Here is a 16,107-nt window from a genome sequence, read left to right as displayed (position 1 = left end):
TAATGGCGGGGGAACCCTAGATTTCGCCGTTCTGTTCGTCGGCAGAGGCGCGTTCCAGCCAGCGGCGCGCTGCATCCAGATCGCCGTGCTCCGCCTCTTCCAGTTCGGCCATCATGCGGCAGACGCGCGGGGTAACGTCGCTGTCGTCCAGTTTCTTCAGATGGCTGCGGGCCTCGCCCCAAAGCTTGGCGTCGAGTGAAATGCGGGCCAGCGCAATGTGGCTTTCCGCATGATCCGGATTTTGCGCGAGCAGGCCTTCAAAGCGTTTGACCTGATACAGCATATCCGTTTCGGTGCTGGCATCGCGATAGGCATTGGCAAGCGCCGCACAGGGAACCGTTTTCCAGGCTTCTTCGATCAGGCGTTCGGCCTTTCGGCTTTTGCCCTGCTGGATCAGAAGGCGTGCCTGAATAGTGATGGCCTCCACCGACTGCGGGTCCAGTTTCTGGGCCTGGCCTGCAAATTTCAGGGCGCGGTCCGCATCATGTTCCTCGCGGGCCTGACGGCTTTTTGCCATCAGCAGGTCAGCCTTGCGTTTCGTTCCCTGTTCCGCGCTGATGGCCTTCACCTTCACTGCGCGATCCAAGGTTGCAATCGCATTGTCCACATCACCGGCGGCCAGTTGCAGCTCCATCAGTTCTTTCAGTACCCAGGGTGTGTCCGGACGCAACTCATTGGCCTTTTTGGCAAGGCGCAGGGCCTCTGCCTTGTCGCCGGATTTGATGGCCTGCATCATCAGCCCGCGCACACCCAGAAAGGCGGCGTCCGGCTGGTCCAGCATGGATTTGAAATAGTCTGTTGCGGCCTTGTCGTCGCCTGCAAGCTGTGCGGACTGGGCCGACAACAGCATGGTCAGCGGCGGATCATTCAACAGTGCATTGGCGCGGCGGGACTGGCGGGCGGCCTCGTATTTGTCGCCGGCGGCAACGGCAACCAGGCCCTGCGTCAGGGCGCGATAGCCGCGCTCCCGGCGGGATTGGCTGCGAAAACGGCTGTAGGCTTTTGGCGCACCCCAGACTGACCGGAAAAGCCAGATCAGGAAGGCAAGCGACAGGCCGAAGAGAACCGTGGCCAGCAGGAAGATACCGACCGTGGTATCCAGCCGCCATCCCTGCCATTCCAACGTCACCTGGCCGGGTTGCTCCGCCAACCAGAAGGCCGCACCCGCAAGGACCAGAACCTTGATAAGAAGCAGTAATCCACGGGTCATTGGCTGGCCTCATCCTTGGCGGTGTCGTCGGTGAGGTTTTTCTGCGCAGCCCGTGAGATCGTGTTGTCCGGCGTGACCGAAGCAAGGCTGAGGCGCTTGGCGGCTTCCGCCCGGAGTGTACCGATCGCCTCTTCCACGGCAAGGCGCTGACGGGCGGCTTTCAGCCAGTCGGCGACGTCCGGTCGGCTGTCGGCAAGGGGCGTCAGCGCATCGATTGCACCGGCAAGGTCATCCTGATGCAAGGCTGCTTCGGCGCGGCTCATCGGGGGCATGTCCGGTTCCGCACCCGTGCGCCGGACCGATACCAGTCCGGAGATGTTGGCAAGCGTTGCATCGACCCAGTTGGTCTGGTCGGCATCCTTGATCGGCGTGTCGATTCTGGCGGCCATGACCTGGAAAGACTGCAACAGGCCCGTTCGTGTGGCGACACCCGTCGATGCACCCTCCTTCAGGGCGGCAATCGCCGGGTGCAGTTCCGGCATATCCTTGGTCAGGGCCTCAAGGGTGGTCAGGGCGTCTGCGTATTTCCGCCCCTCCAGGGCCTGGACTTCCAACTGGCCGGCGGCCACGACCAGGGCAATTTCCTGCTGGTTTCTGACCGCGGGCTCTGTCGCCATGGCGTCGAGCACCGTTTCAACCGACTGAAGGCGCGATGCAAGTTCGGTGACCCGGCTGGCAAGAGTACCAGCCTGCCGTCCCTGGGCATCCAGCGCATTTTGCAGTGCCTCACGTGCAGAGGCAGCCTCTGTAATGGCGGCGTCCTTGTCGGCCTCAAGCTGTGCCAGTTGCGATTTCAGGGCCGCGACATCTGCCGCAGGGGCACTGGCCGCACCGCCGCCAACTTCCTCCAGGGCCGTGAGGCGATCCTGCATCGCTTGCAGCCGATCCTTGAGGATGTCGGTGTTCCCGTCTGCGGCCATGACGGTTTCCTGGCCTTCGAGGGCGGAAATGGCGCTGGCAAGGCCGTCCATCTGGCGGGTCAGGGCGCTGAGTTGCGCATCAAATTCGCCCTTCAGTGCCGTGACCTCCTGGCCGGGGGCGCTCCCCGCCGTCTGGGGTGAGCGGGCCTTGAAAACATTGGGCGCGGCTTTCTCAAGCACGGGTTGCAGCTTTGTATTCACGCTTGGCGCCCAGTAGGGCTGCAGAACAAGGGCGGTGCCAACCGCCAGGGATGCCAGCAACGCAGTCCAGGCGAGTTTGTTGCTGCCTTTTGCCGGAGCGGGGCTTGGCGTGGTGGTTTGTGTCGCAGGTTTCTCGGTCACAGGTGTGGTTTCCACCTTGGTTTCTTCGTCGGGCTTGCCGTGTTTTTCGGCAGACTGCACAGGTTCCGCATCCGCGGCTTCCGCGGCTTTGGACGTATCACCCGACTCTTCGGGTTTATGGATGATTTCCGACAGGTCGATATCGTTTTCCTGCGCGGCTTTTTCCACCTCTTCCAAACGGGCGGGCGGGATATGGTTGCGCAGCTTCCAGCCCTGAACCGTGCTGACGGCAACGTCCAGTTTGTTCGCCATCGGCCGGATGCCGCCAAAGGCCTCAATCAGGGCCTCCGCATCGACGGCGTCAGTCAGGTGTTCTTCCTGTTCGTGGTCCTGTCCCTGGGAGTCTTGGTTCTTTTCGTCAGCCATGTCGTTTGCCAAAATCTCTTGCAGTTGCCCCAGTAGGCTATCTTGTTCCGGTTTGTCTGCGACGACAACCTTTGCCCATTGATAAGATGAAATTTTTTCCGCCACGGCGTGGCTCAGGCAAAGGGCCGTAACCGATCCCAGATTACTGTCCAACCCGGCCTGTTCAGCCAGTTCGACAAAGGCCCGGGCGGTGCGCGGCGAATAGAAAAGCGCAATCGCCTGCTGGCCGGAACGCAAAATACCGGCGGCGTTGTCCGGGAGGTTTGTCGCCTTGTCTGCTTCATAGAGTGTGGCGCGGCGGGTTACAAAACCGGATGCGCCCAACAGGCCGGACAAGTCTCCCGCGAGTTTGCTGCCAGCGGCGTGAAAGAACTCGCCATTTCCCGGGCTGCAGTTGTCTGCGACAAGGCGGGCCAGCGCGTGCACGTCTCCGGCCGCTGCCTTGATGTCCTGAAAGCCTTCTTTTTCCGCTTCGGTCGCAGTTGCGTTGCCGACGGCGTAGACCGGCAGGCTGCGTTCCTCGCACAACCGCGCAAAGGCCCGAACGCCATTGGCGGAGGTGAAGAGCAGGCCCTGAACACCCTTCAGGTCGATTTCCGCATCCAGATAGCGGATGGTCAGCAGGGGGCATAGCACCGGATCACCGCCCAGATAGGCCACCCGGCTTGCAAGCGGGGCGGCATCCTGTTCCGGGCGCGTGATTAGGACGGGCTTAGCCACCAGTGCTTTCCCCCCTCAGGGCCAGAAGTTTTTCACCTGCTTCCTTGCCAAGGGCGACGGCATTTTCCGGATCGCCGAAGACTTCCACGCGATAGACCTGTTTGCCGTCCTCGCTGGCCAGAAGCCCGCGCAGGCGCAGCCGCCCGTCATCCTGGAATTCGGCCAGCCCGCCGATCGGTGTGCGGCAGGACCCGTCGAGCGTTGCAAGCATGGCGCGTTCCGCTGTAACACGGATGGCACTGGTTTCATCATTCAGCGGCTTCAGCAGGTCCAGCGTTTCCGGATCGTCCTTGCGCAATGTGATGGCGATTGCGCCCTGGGCGACGGCGGGCAGCAGGTCTTCCGGCTCAAGCGCGCTGGTGACCACATCGGTTTTGGACAGGCGGTTCAGCCCTGCCATGGCAAGAAGGGTTGCATCGGCGATGCCTTCTTCCAATTTACGCAGGCGGGTCTGAACATTGCCCCGGAAGGTGATGACCTTCACATCCGGGCGCAGCGCCAGAACCTGTGCCTGACGACGCAGTGAGGAGGTGCCGACGACGGCGCCTTGCGGCAGATCGGCGATGGTTTTCGCCTTGGGGCTGATGAAGGCGTCGCGGACGTCTTCGCGTGGCAGGACCGCGCCGATGACCTGATCGTCCGGAACCTGGGTTTCCAGGTCCTTCATGGAATGGACGGCAATATCCGTGCGGCCATCGGTCAGGGCTTCGTCCAGTTCCTTGGTGAAAAGCCCCTTGCCGCCAACTTGCGACAGCGGGCGATCCAGGATCTTGTCGCCGGTGGTTTTGAAGTCGACGATCTCAACCTGCAGGCCGGGATGGGCCCCAACAAGGCGGTCGCGTGTTTCGTAGGCTTGGGCGAGGGCCAGAGGGGACCCACGGGTGCCGATTTTAAGGATTTTTGTCATGATCACTTTTTGCGGTTTTTCTTCAGCAATCTGTAGCGCATTCGGCGCTAATAGGCTACACCCAAGCGCATGATTGTACTGGGAATAGAGACATCCTGTGACGAAACTGCGGCGGCTGTGCTGAAAGCGGACGGCACGGTCCTGTCCAACGTGGTTCTGTCGCAACTGGACGAGCACCGCCCCTATGGCGGCGTTGTGCCGGAAATTGCCGCGCGCAGCCATCTGGATCACATCGATGATCTGGTTCGTCAGGCGATGACAGACGCCGGTGTCTCCTATGACGATCTGGACGCCGTGGCGGCCACCAGCGGCCCGGGCCTGATCGGCGGTGTGATCGTTGGCGTGATGACGGCAAAGGCCATTGCCTCCGCGGCAGGCAAGCCCTTCGTGGCGGTGAACCATCTGGAAGGCCATGCCCTGACGGCGCGGCTGACTGAACAGGTTGAGTTTCCCTATCTTCTGTTGCTGGTCTCCGGCGGGCATTGTCAGTTGCTGTCCGTAGAAGGGGTCGGGCGTTATACGCTTTATGGCCGCACGGTGGACGATGCGGTGGGCGAGGCCTTCGACAAGACGGCCAAGATGCTGGGCCTGCCTTATCCAGGTGGCCCTAATGTTGAGATTGCAGCCCGGTCCGGCGATGCAAGCCGTTTCAAGCTGCCGCGGCCCATGGTCGGGCGGCCCGATTGTGATTTTTCCTTCTCCGGCCTGAAGACGGCTGTGCGCCAGATTATCCAGAAACTGCCCGAAGGCATGCCCAACGAGCAGGAGCGCGCGGATATCTGTGCGGCCTTCCAGGAGGCGGTGGGTGATGTTCTGGCGGATCGTTGCAGCCGGGCCATGAAACGCTTTGCGGAAGAGCATGGCACGGGCCACACGCTGGTGGTCGGCGGGGGCGTTGCCGCGAATGTTCATATTCGGGGCGTTCTGACGGAGACCTGCAAGAAGGCAGGGATGCAATTTGCCGCGCCGCCGATCAACCTTTGCACCGACAACGCGGCGATGATCGCATGGGCGGGACTGGAACGGCTGCGTCTTGGTCTGACCGATACGCTTGAATTTGCACCGCGTCCGCGTTGGCCGCTGGACAGCATGACCATCCCCTCTGCATAATAAAATCATGTCGACAGAAGTTATTCCTGAACATGTTGCGGTAATCGGCGGTGGTGCCTGGGGTACGGCTTTGGCCTGTGCGGCCCGTCGGGCGGGCAATGACGTGGTGCTCTGGGCCCGCAATGCCCAGGTCGTGGACGACATCAACAACGGTATCGGTAATCCGCTTTACCTGCCGGATGTGGCGTTGGACGCCGGTATCCGCGCCACCACCAATATGGCGGAGGCCTTGGAAGACGCCTTTGCTATCCTGCTGGTGGTGCCGTCCCAGCGTATGCGGGATGTGATCGCTCCTGTTGCGGACTTCTGTGCAGGCAGACCGGTGGCATTGTGTTCCAAAGGCGTGGAACGCAGCACGGGTATGCTGATGAGCGAGGTTGCAGAGGCCTGCCTGCCGGATGCTGAGGTCGCGGTGCTTTCCGGGCCGACCTTTGCCCGTGAAGTGGCCTTGGGACTGCCGACGGCGGTCACGCTGGCGGCAGAGAAAACCTGGGTTCAGGATGCGGTTTTGAAGGCCGTCGGCCTGCCCACCTTCCGTCCCTATGTGACCGATGATGTGATCGGTGCGGAAGTCGGGGGGGCTGTAAAAAACGTGCTGGCAATTGCCTGCGGTATCGTTACCGGACGGGAATTGGGTGAAAACGCCCGGGCGGCACTGGTGACCCGTGGTCTGGCAGAGGTGATGCGTCTGGCCGAAAAGCTTGGTGGGCGCGCCGAGACGATCATGGGGTTGAGCGGGATGGGTGACCTGACCCTGACCTGCAACAGCCCGCAGTCACGCAATATGTCCTTCGGGATCGAGTTGGGCCGGGGCCGCAGCGTCCAGGAAATCCTGGATGAACGCCGTGCCGTGACGGAAGGCGTCTGGTCTGCGGAGTCGGTGACGGCTCTTGCGCGTAAGCACGGGGTCGAGATGCCGATTTGCGAGGCGGTCAACGCGATCGTTACCGGCAATGCCGATATCGACGCGACCATCCAGACCCTGCTGAATCGCCCCTTCAGGGCTGAAGGGGCGTAAGCACGATCCATCCGGTGTTTGTCCCCTCAATCAGGAGCCGGGGCGCACGAATAGCGACAGGTGATTGCGGATATTCTCGCTCATCCGTTTGTCGAGATCCCGGGCCAGTTTTTCCGTCAGGCTATACCAGGTGCGTTCCCGATCGTTCAGGCTGGCGTCTTCCGGGACGGTGATGCTGCGTTTGACTTCCGCGAATGTATTTCCGTTGCTGCCGTTGGGATCGAAAACCTCTACGGCCATGGCGAGTGTACCGTCATAGCGTTCAGACTGTTCGGTCGTGAAAGCACCGGTCAGGCCGCCTTCCTGCGCCAGTTCCGTTTCAACTGCGGAGGCTTCGGTAATGGTAACCGTTGCCGTGCCTGACGTGCCGACGGCCTTCAACCGGTCCTGTGCCCAGCGGGCAGCGGTGTCCAGCGGGCTGACCGGAAATTCCATTTCCACATGCGGGGCGGCACTGGTGGGCTGATAGGCCTTCACGATATCAATCCGGGCCACGTCCAGATAGATCGGTTCCTTATGGGTAAAGGTCAGCTCTGCATAGGTAGGCCGTTCGATTTGCGTTTCGCAGGCGCTAAGCGCGAGCAGGCCAAAAAGCAGAACAACAAGGCGTTTCATGGTCTGGACCCCCTGGGTGTTTTATGTGCCGTTCCCATCACTGGTTTGTCGGATAATGCGAGCAGAAGAACTGTCTCGTCAACCGAGGGACGGACACTAAAGGCGGAGTTTGTCAAAACTGTGATGGCGGCATGCCCGATGGCTTCGGGCGTGAAAAGAAAGAGGCGTCCGGGATGACCTGAACGCCTCTCACTAAATCCAACATTCCGACACGGACGGGTGTCAGGACTGGCGAAGCTCGTCAATCTGTTCCCGGTCGAAATCAAAGGTGATATTGCAGAACTCACAGGTGACGGAGACCTTACCATCCTCGAGGGCATGCTCAAGGTCCTCATCGGGCAGCTTGGTAAGAACCGTGCTGATTTTTTCCCGTGAACAGCGGCACCCGACATCCAGCGGTTTGGGGTCGAAAACGCGTACGCCATCCTCATGGAACAGGCGGAACAGCAGGTCATTGGCGGACAGGCGACTGTCCAGCATTTCCTGATCGGTCGCGCTTTTCATGAAAGTACAGGCGCGGGTCCAGTCTTCGTCGCCGTCCAGGCGGGCTTTGCCGCTGCCACCTTCTTCCGGCAGGCGTTGCAGGATGATGCAGGTGGCGCGCCACTGGCCTTCCGGGGTTTTCCCGGCTGCCAGATGCGCCTTGGAGGCGAACTGTTCGGACTGCTCGAAGTAATAGTCGATGCTGTCTTCCAGGTTTTTGCCCTTCAGTTCGACAATACCCTGATAGCGTTCCATCTCAGGACCCTGGTCCACGGTAAAGGCGAGATAGCCCTTGCCCAGCAGTTTTTCCACCGGGGCGTCGAGGGCTTCCTCGTCCGGCGGCAGCTCGCCGCTTACCTGGGCATAGCCGCGCACATCCCCGGCAGAGGTGACATCGGCCACGATCAGGGAAACCGGGCCGTCGCCTTTGATCTGGATGGTAAAGATGCCGTCGTATTTCAACGCTGTGGCAAGCCCGGCACCAAGCGCCAGCACTTTGCCGAGCAACACCTTGACCGGCTCGACAATGTCATGCCGGTTCAAAATTGTGTCGACCGTCGTACCCAACCGGACCAGACGGCCACTCAGGCCGCTGGTCTCGATCATGAAGGGCTGAACGAGGTCGTCAGTCAGGGTTACCGTATTATCGGTCATGCCTCTAAACTATACTCGCTTTCTTACAAAATGGCGATCAAACCGCGCCCAGGCACCAGGCCAGAATACCCTTCTGGGCATGCATGCGGTTTTCCGCCTCGTCCCAAACCACGGACTGTGCGCCGTCGATCACATCGGCGGTCACTTCCTCACCGCGATGGGCGGGCAGACAATGCATGAATATGGCGTCTTTGTCGGCAATGTCCATAAGGCGCTGGTTGACCTGGAACGGCTGCAGCAGGTTATGGCGCACCGGCGCATCCGCGTCACCCATGGAAACCCAGACATCGGTGACGATACAGTCGACGCCGTCCACGGCCGGTTCAGGCTCGTGGAAGACCTGGACATTGCCGCCATTCGCATTGGCCCAGTCGATTACATCCTGCGGTACCGGCAGTTCTTTCGGCACAGCCAGGTTCAGGTTGAAGCCAAAACGCACGGCGGTGTGAATCCAGCTTGTCGCCATGTTGTTGCCATCCCCGGACCAGGCAACGGTCTTGCCTTTGATGGAACCGCGATGCTGTTCATAGGTCATCACGTCAGCCATCAACTGACAGGGATGGGTGCGGTCCGTCAGGCCGTTGATCACGGGCACAGAGGCATATTCCGCCAGTTCCAGCAGTTTTTCCTCTTCGGTGGTGCGGATCATGATCGCATCCACATAACCGCTCAGCACGCGGGCGGTGTCGGCGATGGTTTCGCCGCGGCCAAGCTGCGTTTCAGACGGTGTGAGGACGACGACGTCGCCGCCAAGCTGCTTCATGCCGGCGTCAAAGCTGACGCGGGTACGGGTGCTGGGTTTTTCGAAGATCAGCGCCAGAAGCTTGTCCTGCAGCGGTTTTTCCGTCGCGCGGCTGCCATCTTTGCGGAAGGCGTTGCCTGCGTCCAGCATGGACCGGAGGGTTGCTTCGTCGAATTTGTCGATATCCAGAAAATGTTTAATAGCAGTCATTTTTCCAATCCCTGTCTCAGGATGCAACCGCATCAGCGGCTTTTTTCAAGGCGTCGATGGCTTCCGCCACGTGGGTTTCTTCGATCGTCAGCGGCGGCAGCAGTCGGATCACATTTTCCGATGCGCCGACGGTCACAAGGCCGAATTCACGTGCCTTGTTGATCACGTCCACATTCACGACGCCCTCTTTCACTTTCAGGCCCAGCATAAGACCCGCTCCGCGTACGGCTTCGAAGACGGACGGCTTTGCATCAACCAGTTCACCCAACCCCTTGCGCAGGGTGGTGGAGATTTCGCAAACCCGGTCCATGAAACCGTCTTCTTCCATGATGTCCATCACCGCATTGGCAGCGGCCATGGCCAACTGGTTGCCGCCAAAGGTGGTGCCGTGAACACCGGGCACCATGCCTTTCGCGGCCTCATCGGTCGCGAGGATGGCGCCGACGGGAAACCCGCCGCCGAGGCCTTTTGCAGTTGCGATGGCATCCGGTGTGATGCCCGCCCATTCATGGGCCCACATCTTGCCGGTCCGGCCATTGCCGCTTTGGACCTCGTCCAGGATCAGCAGCAGGCCGAATTCATCGGCTGCCGCGCGCAGACCGCGCATATAATCCAGATCGGCCTCACGGATGCCGCCTTCGCCCTGGATCGGTTCCAGCAGGATCGCCGCGGTTTCTTCCGAAATGCTGGCGCGCAACTCGTTCAGGTTGCCGAGCGGCACATTGTCGAAGCCCTCGACCTTCGGGCCGAAGCCCTCCAGGTATTTCGGGTTGTTCGCCGCCGCGATGGTCGCCAGGGACCGGCCATGGAAGGCCCCCTGAACCGTCAGGATTTTCCAGCGTTTCGGATTGCCATTGGCATGGTGATAGCGCCGCGCCAGCTTGATCAGCCCTTCCAGGGCCTCCACGCCGGAGTTACAGAAAAAGGCAACATCCGCGAAACTGCTCTGCGTCAGGCGTTTCGCCAGCTTTTCCTGGCCGGGGTTCTGGAAGATATTGGAGGTGTGCCACAAAGTGGCGGCCTGGTCCTGCAATACTTTCACCAGATGCGGGTGGCAATGCCCCAGCGAGTTCACGGCAATGCCGGCGGCAAAATCGAGATATCGTCGCTCCTTGTCGTCGAAGAGATACACCCCTTCGCCCCGCACCATGGTTTCAGGGAACCGTGCGTAGGTGTTCATGACAGCGGATTGCTGCCGGGTGATGTCGTTCGAAGACATTGGTCGAAAACTCTCGTTTGTTGTTAAGAGGAAAGAGCGACAAATGACGGTCTTTTCATCGCCTGTCAACGGAAGTAGGACCTTTTGCCTTATTTTTGTCCAATGTTTTCCTTAAGCAGAAAAAAGGCTTAGAATGCCCGCTTGAGGGGTTATTTAGTACAGAGGTCTTAAATCCATGCGTAGTTTTTTCTGGCTTCCCATTGCCGCTGTTATTTTGACGCTGGGACTTTCCGCCTGTTCACCGGAGGTGGGCAGTGAGGAATGGTGCAAAGAACTGAAGGAAAAGCCCAAGGGCGACTGGACCGCTAATGAGGCGTCTGATTATGCCAAGCACTGCGTTTTCTAAGAGCGCAGCTTTTCCAGTATAGAGTTGGAAAGCCCCCTGCCGCTGCGGGGGGCTTTTTCTTTGTGTCCCTGACGGATGGCTAGGCTTTTAATTTGTAGCCGCGGGCCAGCAGGATCAGGGAAAGCGACCAGAGGGCGAGGGCCGTTGCAACGACAATGCCCATGCCAAGCGCCGGGTCGGCGTCGTTATAGCCGGTCATGGCATAGCGGAACCCGTCCATCAGATAGAAGACCGGGTTGAGCCTGAGTATTCCCTGAAAGGCCTCGGGCACGGCAGAAAGCGGAAAGAAGGTCCCGGACAGGAAAAGGGCGGGCATCAGGATGAAGGTTTCCTTGCCTGCGATACTGTCCCACTTCGGGGAGAACAGTGCTGCCAATGTACCGAAAGAGGAAAAGATGACGCTGCCCAGGATCGCGTAGGACAGCAGCAGAATGATGCTCTGCGGGGCGACCGGCCCTGCGATCAATGCCAGGGCAATCCAGACCGTGGCGCCGATTGCCAGCGACACCAACAGGCCGGACAGGCAATAGGCCAGAATCAATTCCAGACATGTCAGCGGAATACCGAGGATATCCTGCAGGCGGTCGCTCAATTTGTCATCCATCAGCGAATAGCCGGCGGATTCAAAGGATCGCTGTAATATTGCGGACAGGACCAGACCGGGGCAGAGGAATTCAATGAAAGACAAAGCGCCGACGGAAAGGTCGCCCCGATCGGTGCTGAGCAGGAAAATCAGGGTGAAGAGGCTGGCCTGCAGGGCGGGTCCGAAAACCGTATATTGGAAAAAGCGCCACTCACGGACCAGTTCCCGCCGGATCATGGTGATCAGGCCCAGGCCATTCAGCCAGCCATATGTCCTGGGCGCCTGTATCATCCGCTGTCTTGCTCCCTTAGGCTTTCAGCTTATAGCCGGATTTGGCCATGCGCCACGCGACCAGCCACAGGAATGTATTGACCCCGACCATGACGGCCATCCCCAGATAGGGATTGGCGTCGGATTGACCGATAAAGCCGTAACGGAATCCGTCGATCATGTAGAAAAACGGGTTGAAATGGGCTGCGGTATAGAAGGGTTCCGGCAGGCGGGTGATCGAATAGAAAGTGCCGCTCAGGAAGGAAAACGGCATGATCACGAAATTGGTGAAAGCCGCGATATGGTCGAATTTTTCCGACCAGATGCCACCAATCAGTCCCAACAGCCCCAGCATCATGGAAGACGCAACGGCGTGGAAGACGACAAAGCCCGGGTGGTTAAGGGGCAGGTCTACGAAGAAGGCCATGACAATGCCCGTGGCCAACCCGACGGTCACGCCACGGGTCACCCCGCCCAGCGCATAGGCGGTGACAAATTCACCGGGGCTGATCGGCGGCATCAGGACGTCGACAATATTGCCCTGTACCTTCGAAATCACGATGGAAGAGGATGTATTGGCAAAGGAGTTCTGCGCCATTGCCATGATGATCAGGCCCGGCGCCAGGAAGGTCGGGAAGGGCACACCATGCACAACTTCAACCGCCCGGCCCAGGGCCAGGGTGAAAATCGCCAGGAACAGCAGGGTTGTCACAACTGGTGCGGCGATGGTCTGGGTGAAGACATTCAGAAAACGCCGGACTTCCTTCAGATACAGGTACCAAAGGCCAACCCAGTTAACCAAGCCATAGCTTTTCGGTGCGGTAACTTCCGCCATCGTAGAATTCCCCTTGAAAGACATGAAGGCAACTTAGTGAGCGGAATGCCGAAGAACAAGGGGTACAGGCCTAAAGACTTTTTCCTGACGGGAAATGTTAGTCGTCGCTTTGACGATAAAACCCCTGCCGGACGAGGGGGAATTAGGTCGGCGCTGTCTAATGCTTTTTGTCGGTGTCCGTTTCATTTGCCATGGCATCGGACAGGTAATCCATGACATCCCCCAGTTCCTCCTTCTCGATTTCCGGGGGAGGGGCCGCGGCTTTCTTCTTTTTGGGGTGTTGCTCCTCCGTGCGGCTTTCCTGTCGTTGTCGGCCTTCCTCAACCCGCTTTGCCAGTTCCTGGTCGAGGGTCTCGTCATCCCAGGAATGCAGAACCCTGACAAGGCCTGCCCGCAGGCCCGCATGGCGCATGTCATAGCCGATGCTTGCCAGCGTGTTTTCCAGCTCTTTTGTCGGGTGTGGCATGGTGCGGTATAGGGAAATGATGAAATCCCGGCAGGCTTCCGGGCCTTCCAGTTTTGCAAGTTCCCAATTCTTCCCGTGGCTTCCCCAGCCGTCCAGCGCAAAGGAAATATAAAGCCGGTTGGCCGTCAGTTCCCGGCGCAGTTCCTTGAATTTCTGTTCGTTGATATAGGCGCGGTTGTCCAGCATCATGTCATGAATCTGGGTCGCCTTGGCCAGGGTGAAACTGATGAACTTCAGGGCATTGTCCAGAATGCGGTCGATGAAGACGGCCAGTTCGCCCTTCTTGTCCAGGCCGTACTCCTGGATTTCCATGACCAGATGCTCCAGGTCCCCCAACTGACGGCTGAGATAGCCGATGGCCCGCGTTTTATCCTCGGCCAGCAGGGAACAGATCGGCGCGCCGAACTCGCTGTAGAATTCAATGCGCCGGGCCAGCACATTGCCATCCATGCCGATAAGGTCCGCGACCGCGTGGGCCAGACGCCGGGCCAGCCGGGTAAGTTCCCCCATATCCTCGGCAATCAGGCGGTGCAGCACGTCCCGCGTGACGAATTGCAGGTCACGGTCGCCGATTGTGCGGCCGTATTTGCGGGAAAACAGGCACAGGATTTCCAGGAAGGTTTCCTGCAATTCCGTTCCTTCCCCGGCAAGCGTCCTTTCGGCTTTGCAGGCTTCAAACACGTGGCCGAACCTCAGAATCGTCTTCAGGCGCAACTCGCGCATGACAATCGGGTCCATATAGCCGGAAGACCTGGTTCCATAGTCCTGAACCGAATGGAAAAGATGGTCGTCAAAAGGGATAAGCGGGCGCCAATGTGGCAGGTCGCGAAACGGCATCACGAGGTCACCGGCGGATTTCTGATTTGTATCGCCGCTCCAGTTGACGACCAGGGCTTCGAATACGCCATTCGCCGCTTTGGCTTTACGGCAACGTACCGTTTCCAGTCCCTTCGCCCGAAGACCGACATAGACGCCACGGTCTTCGAAATTCTGTTTTGCCTGCATAGGCCTGGCCTGATTTTATTTCTTGTTTGTTAGAAGGCTATCATATTTTCCGCAAAACAACGACATACTGTTGCTTGGGGGCAAATGCCCGGGCACAAAAAAATGGCAGTGCCCGGAGACCGGACACTGCCATTTTGGGATCCCGGACGATCGGTGTTGGATGGGAGGGGCAGGAAATAACACCGACCGTTTAGGAACAATCTCGCTACCGGCTGACCGGCAGTTCGTTTGTAAGCCTGTTATAGCGCGCTGATTGTGATCACACTGTGACGGCCATCACAGCAAGATAAAATTTTAGCAAATTTTTTTATTTATAAGAGGCTTCAAATATTCTGAGGCCTTGGTCTTCGGTCGCGGGATTGCTAGGCTGGCGCTGCATTTCACGACAGGTCGGGGCCATCGAATGGCGCAGGATGAAAAGAAAAAAACACCGCAGGACAGGTCGTCCGGCCGCCGCAAGGCCAAACCGGTTACCGCAGAGCGCCTGCACAAGGGGGCCCTGTTCTACCTGGAACGCTATGCCTCCAGCAGTGCCAACCTGCGCAAGGTGCTCATGCGCCGGGTTGAACGCAGTGTCCGGGAATACGGGACCGACCGCGATGAAGGTACGCGGCTGGTGGATGACCTGGTGGAACGGTTTCAGCATGCCGGGCTGCTTGACGACAAGGCCTATGCCGAAAGCCGGGTGGCAAGCCTGCTGCGCCGGGGAACGTCGATCAAGGCCATCCGGATGAAATTGGCTGCAAAAGGGGTGCAGGCAAGCCTGATCGACGACGTGCTGCAGGCCGTGAGGGACGACAATGATATAGACACCGACCTGATTGCGGCTATTGCCTATGTCCGTCGGCGCAGGATTGGTCCCTATCGGGTGAAGGCGCGCGAGGATTACCGCGACCGGGATATGGCTGCACTCGCCCGGCAGGGGTTTTCCTTCGATCTGGCCCGCAAGGTTCTGGACGCCGATGACCCGCAGGAACTGGAAGAGCTTATATAGCGTTGTCGCTCTGCAGGCGGTCCATATCGTCGTCTGAATACCCGTAATGATGGCCGATCTCATGGATCAGGACATGGGTGACGACGTCTTCTAGGGGCTCGCCGGTCTGTTGGCAAAAGGCAAGAATCGGCTGGCGGTAGAGGAAGATCTGATCCAGGTCCTGATTGATCTGGAAGGCCGATTTCCGCAACAGGTCTATGCCGTGATAAAGACCCAGAAGATTATAGGGGCTGGTCAGGTCAAGGGCCGCGCAGGTCTGCGCATCGGGAAGCTCCTCCACCCGAAAGACGATGTCGCCCAAGGGCGCGCGCAACTCTTCTGGAATGGCGGCGAAAGCTTCGGTTGCCATTTGTTCGATCCGGGCCCTGCTGGGGAGTGTCATTTCCATCATCTCTTTGATATAAGGCGGGTTAGAAAAACATACCAGATGAGGGAGATCAAAAATGCCGCCCGTCAAACTGACCGCCGAAGAACGCACAAACGCGCTGACCGAACTGGGGGAATGGGACGAGGTTGAGGGCCGCAATGCCATCCGCCGTGAAGTCACCTTCCGGAACTTCAACGAAGCCTTCGGCTTCATGAGCCGCGTTGCCCTGAAGGCGGAACAGATGAACCATCATCCCGAATGGTTCAATGTCTACAACCGCGTCGACATCACGCTGTCCACCCACGACTGCAACGGCCTGTCGGAACTGGACGTGAAAATGGCGAAGTTTATCGATAAGGCGGCGGGGTAGGTTTTCGGTGGCGCTGTTAACGAAAGTTCTTTGTCAGAAGTCGTAGCAGCGCCCGGCTTTTTCCCAGTCACCGTAACGGGTGGGCTCCAGGCCCTTGGGGCCGCCGACTTCCTTTTCAATCTCGCCTTTGGCCTCAGCCTCCTGCCGCCATTTGCGCCCGGCTTCCTCGGCTTTGATCTCGGCCAGTCGGCGCGAATCCGTGCCCTGGACTTCCGGGTCGGTAAGGCTGCCCTGCCCGTCGTCGGCCTGTGGGGCCGGGGCAGGTTTCTTTTCCGTCGGGGCGACGGCGGATTTGAAGAAATCGGTCAATTTGCTCATGACCCGAATATGGTCCGCCAAAAGCCTTTTGCCAAGT

Annotated in this window: 17 protein-coding genes; 5 read left to right on the top strand and 12 right to left on the bottom strand. The window is 59.2% G+C overall.

The window, feature by feature from the left end; genetic code table 11:
* Positions 1-16: 16 nt before the first annotated feature.
* From IF205_RS20125 to hemC, 3 genes are read right to left on the bottom strand one after another with little or no spacing between them, the layout of a single operon-like run.
* Positions 17-1,210 (bottom strand): heme biosynthesis protein HemY, encoded by a 1,194-nt coding sequence (locus tag IF205_RS20125; protein WP_259781146.1) that lies wholly within the window; start codon positions 1,208-1,210, stop codon positions 17-19.
* Positions 1,207-3,558, bottom strand: coding sequence for a uroporphyrinogen-III synthase (locus tag IF205_RS20120; protein ID WP_259781145.1), 2,352 nt, complete (start codon positions 3,556-3,558; stop codon positions 1,207-1,209). Before IF205_RS20120 ends, IF205_RS20125 begins: the two co-directional genes overlap by 4 nt.
* Complete coding sequence (gene hemC / locus IF205_RS20115; RefSeq protein WP_259781144.1) at positions 3,551-4,465, bottom strand: hydroxymethylbilane synthase; 915 nt, start codon at positions 4,463-4,465, stop codon at positions 3,551-3,553. Before hemC ends, IF205_RS20120 begins: the two co-directional genes overlap by 8 nt.
* Positions 4,466-4,534: 69 nt before the next feature.
* Between hemC and tsaD the strand changes: the two genes are divergently transcribed.
* Positions 4,535-5,575, top strand: a complete 1,041-nt coding sequence (gene tsaD, locus IF205_RS20110; protein WP_259781143.1) for a tRNA (adenosine(37)-N6)-threonylcarbamoyltransferase complex transferase subunit TsaD — start codon at positions 4,535-4,537, stop codon at positions 5,573-5,575.
* Between the two features lie 7 nt (positions 5,576-5,582).
* Complete coding sequence (locus IF205_RS20105; protein WP_259781142.1) at positions 5,583-6,593, top strand: NAD(P)H-dependent glycerol-3-phosphate dehydrogenase; 1,011 nt, start codon at positions 5,583-5,585, stop codon at positions 6,591-6,593.
* Positions 6,594-6,623: 30 nt separating this feature from the next.
* Here the strand turns inward: IF205_RS20105 and IF205_RS20100 are convergent, their stop codons facing one another.
* The 4 genes from IF205_RS20100 to IF205_RS20085 all read right to left on the bottom strand — a co-directional run bounded on the left by IF205_RS20100 (position 6,624) and on the right by IF205_RS20085 (position 10,516).
* Positions 6,624-7,208 carry a hypothetical protein gene (locus IF205_RS20100; protein WP_259781141.1) on the bottom strand — a complete coding sequence of 195 codons (585 nt, stop codon included), beginning with the start codon at positions 7,206-7,208 and terminating at the stop codon, positions 6,624-6,626.
* Positions 7,209-7,430: 222 nt separating this feature from the next.
* Positions 7,431-8,345, bottom strand: a complete 915-nt coding sequence (hslO, locus tag IF205_RS20095) for an Hsp33 family molecular chaperone HslO (RefSeq protein ID WP_259781140.1) — start codon at positions 8,343-8,345, stop codon at positions 7,431-7,433.
* 37 nt (positions 8,346-8,382) lie between these two features.
* On the bottom strand, positions 8,383-9,297 hold the full coding sequence (argF, locus tag IF205_RS20090) for an ornithine carbamoyltransferase (RefSeq protein WP_259781139.1): 915 nt from the start codon (positions 9,295-9,297) through the stop codon (positions 8,383-8,385).
* 16 nt (positions 9,298-9,313) lie between these two features.
* Positions 9,314-10,516, bottom strand: coding sequence for an aspartate aminotransferase family protein (locus IF205_RS20085; RefSeq protein ID WP_259781138.1), 1,203 nt, complete (start codon positions 10,514-10,516; stop codon positions 9,314-9,316).
* A 175-nt stretch (positions 10,517-10,691) separates the two neighbouring features.
* On the opposite strand from IF205_RS20085, the gene IF205_RS20080 reads away from it, so the two are divergent.
* Positions 10,692-10,862 carry a DUF3012 domain-containing protein gene (locus tag IF205_RS20080; protein WP_259781137.1) on the top strand — a complete coding sequence of 57 codons (171 nt, stop codon included), beginning with the start codon at positions 10,692-10,694 and terminating at the stop codon, positions 10,860-10,862.
* A 79-nt stretch (positions 10,863-10,941) separates the two neighbouring features.
* On the opposite strand, the gene IF205_RS20075 is transcribed toward IF205_RS20080, so the two are convergent.
* The 3 genes from IF205_RS20075 to IF205_RS20065 all read right to left on the bottom strand — a co-directional run bounded on the left by IF205_RS20075 (position 10,942) and on the right by IF205_RS20065 (position 14,021).
* A complete protein-coding gene (locus tag IF205_RS20075) occupies positions 10,942-11,736 on the bottom strand; it encodes an ABC transporter permease (RefSeq protein WP_259781136.1) in 795 nt (264 codons plus the stop codon).
* A gap of 16 nt (positions 11,737-11,752) precedes the next feature.
* A complete protein-coding gene (locus IF205_RS20070; protein ID WP_259781135.1) occupies positions 11,753-12,550 on the bottom strand; it encodes an ABC transporter permease in 798 nt (265 codons plus the stop codon).
* 157 nt (positions 12,551-12,707) lie between these two features.
* On the bottom strand, positions 12,708-14,021 hold the full coding sequence (locus IF205_RS20065) for a hypothetical protein (RefSeq protein WP_259781134.1): 1,314 nt from the start codon (positions 14,019-14,021) through the stop codon (positions 12,708-12,710).
* 403 nt (positions 14,022-14,424) lie between these two features.
* On the opposite strand from IF205_RS20065, the gene IF205_RS20060 reads away from it, so the two are divergent.
* On the top strand, positions 14,425-15,015 hold the full coding sequence (locus IF205_RS20060) for a regulatory protein RecX (RefSeq protein WP_259781133.1): 591 nt from the start codon (positions 14,425-14,427) through the stop codon (positions 15,013-15,015).
* On the opposite strand, the gene IF205_RS20055 is transcribed toward IF205_RS20060, so the two are convergent.
* Positions 15,008-15,397, bottom strand: coding sequence for a metallopeptidase family protein (locus IF205_RS20055; RefSeq protein ID WP_259781132.1), 390 nt, complete (start codon positions 15,395-15,397; stop codon positions 15,008-15,010). The genes IF205_RS20060 and IF205_RS20055 overlap by 8 nt on opposite strands.
* A gap of 61 nt (positions 15,398-15,458) precedes the next feature.
* Between IF205_RS20055 and IF205_RS20050 the strand changes: the two genes are divergently transcribed.
* Positions 15,459-15,752 (top strand): 4a-hydroxytetrahydrobiopterin dehydratase, encoded by a 294-nt coding sequence (locus IF205_RS20050; RefSeq protein WP_259781131.1) that lies wholly within the window; start codon positions 15,459-15,461, stop codon positions 15,750-15,752.
* A gap of 33 nt (positions 15,753-15,785) precedes the next feature.
* Here IF205_RS20050 and IF205_RS20670 read toward each other — a convergent pair whose 3' ends face one another.
* Positions 15,786-16,070: a DUF1674 domain-containing protein gene (locus IF205_RS20670; RefSeq protein ID WP_375542662.1), complete on the bottom strand. Its 285-nt coding sequence runs from the start codon at positions 16,068-16,070 to the stop codon at positions 15,786-15,788.
* Between the last annotated feature and the right edge of the window lie 37 nt (positions 16,071-16,107).

Source organism: Aestuariispira ectoiniformans, from assembly GCF_025136295.1.
Classification (GTDB): Bacteria; Pseudomonadota; Alphaproteobacteria; order UBA8366; family Aestuariispiraceae; genus Aestuariispira_A; species Aestuariispira_A ectoiniformans.
This window is presented reverse-complemented; position numbering and strand designations above follow the sequence as displayed.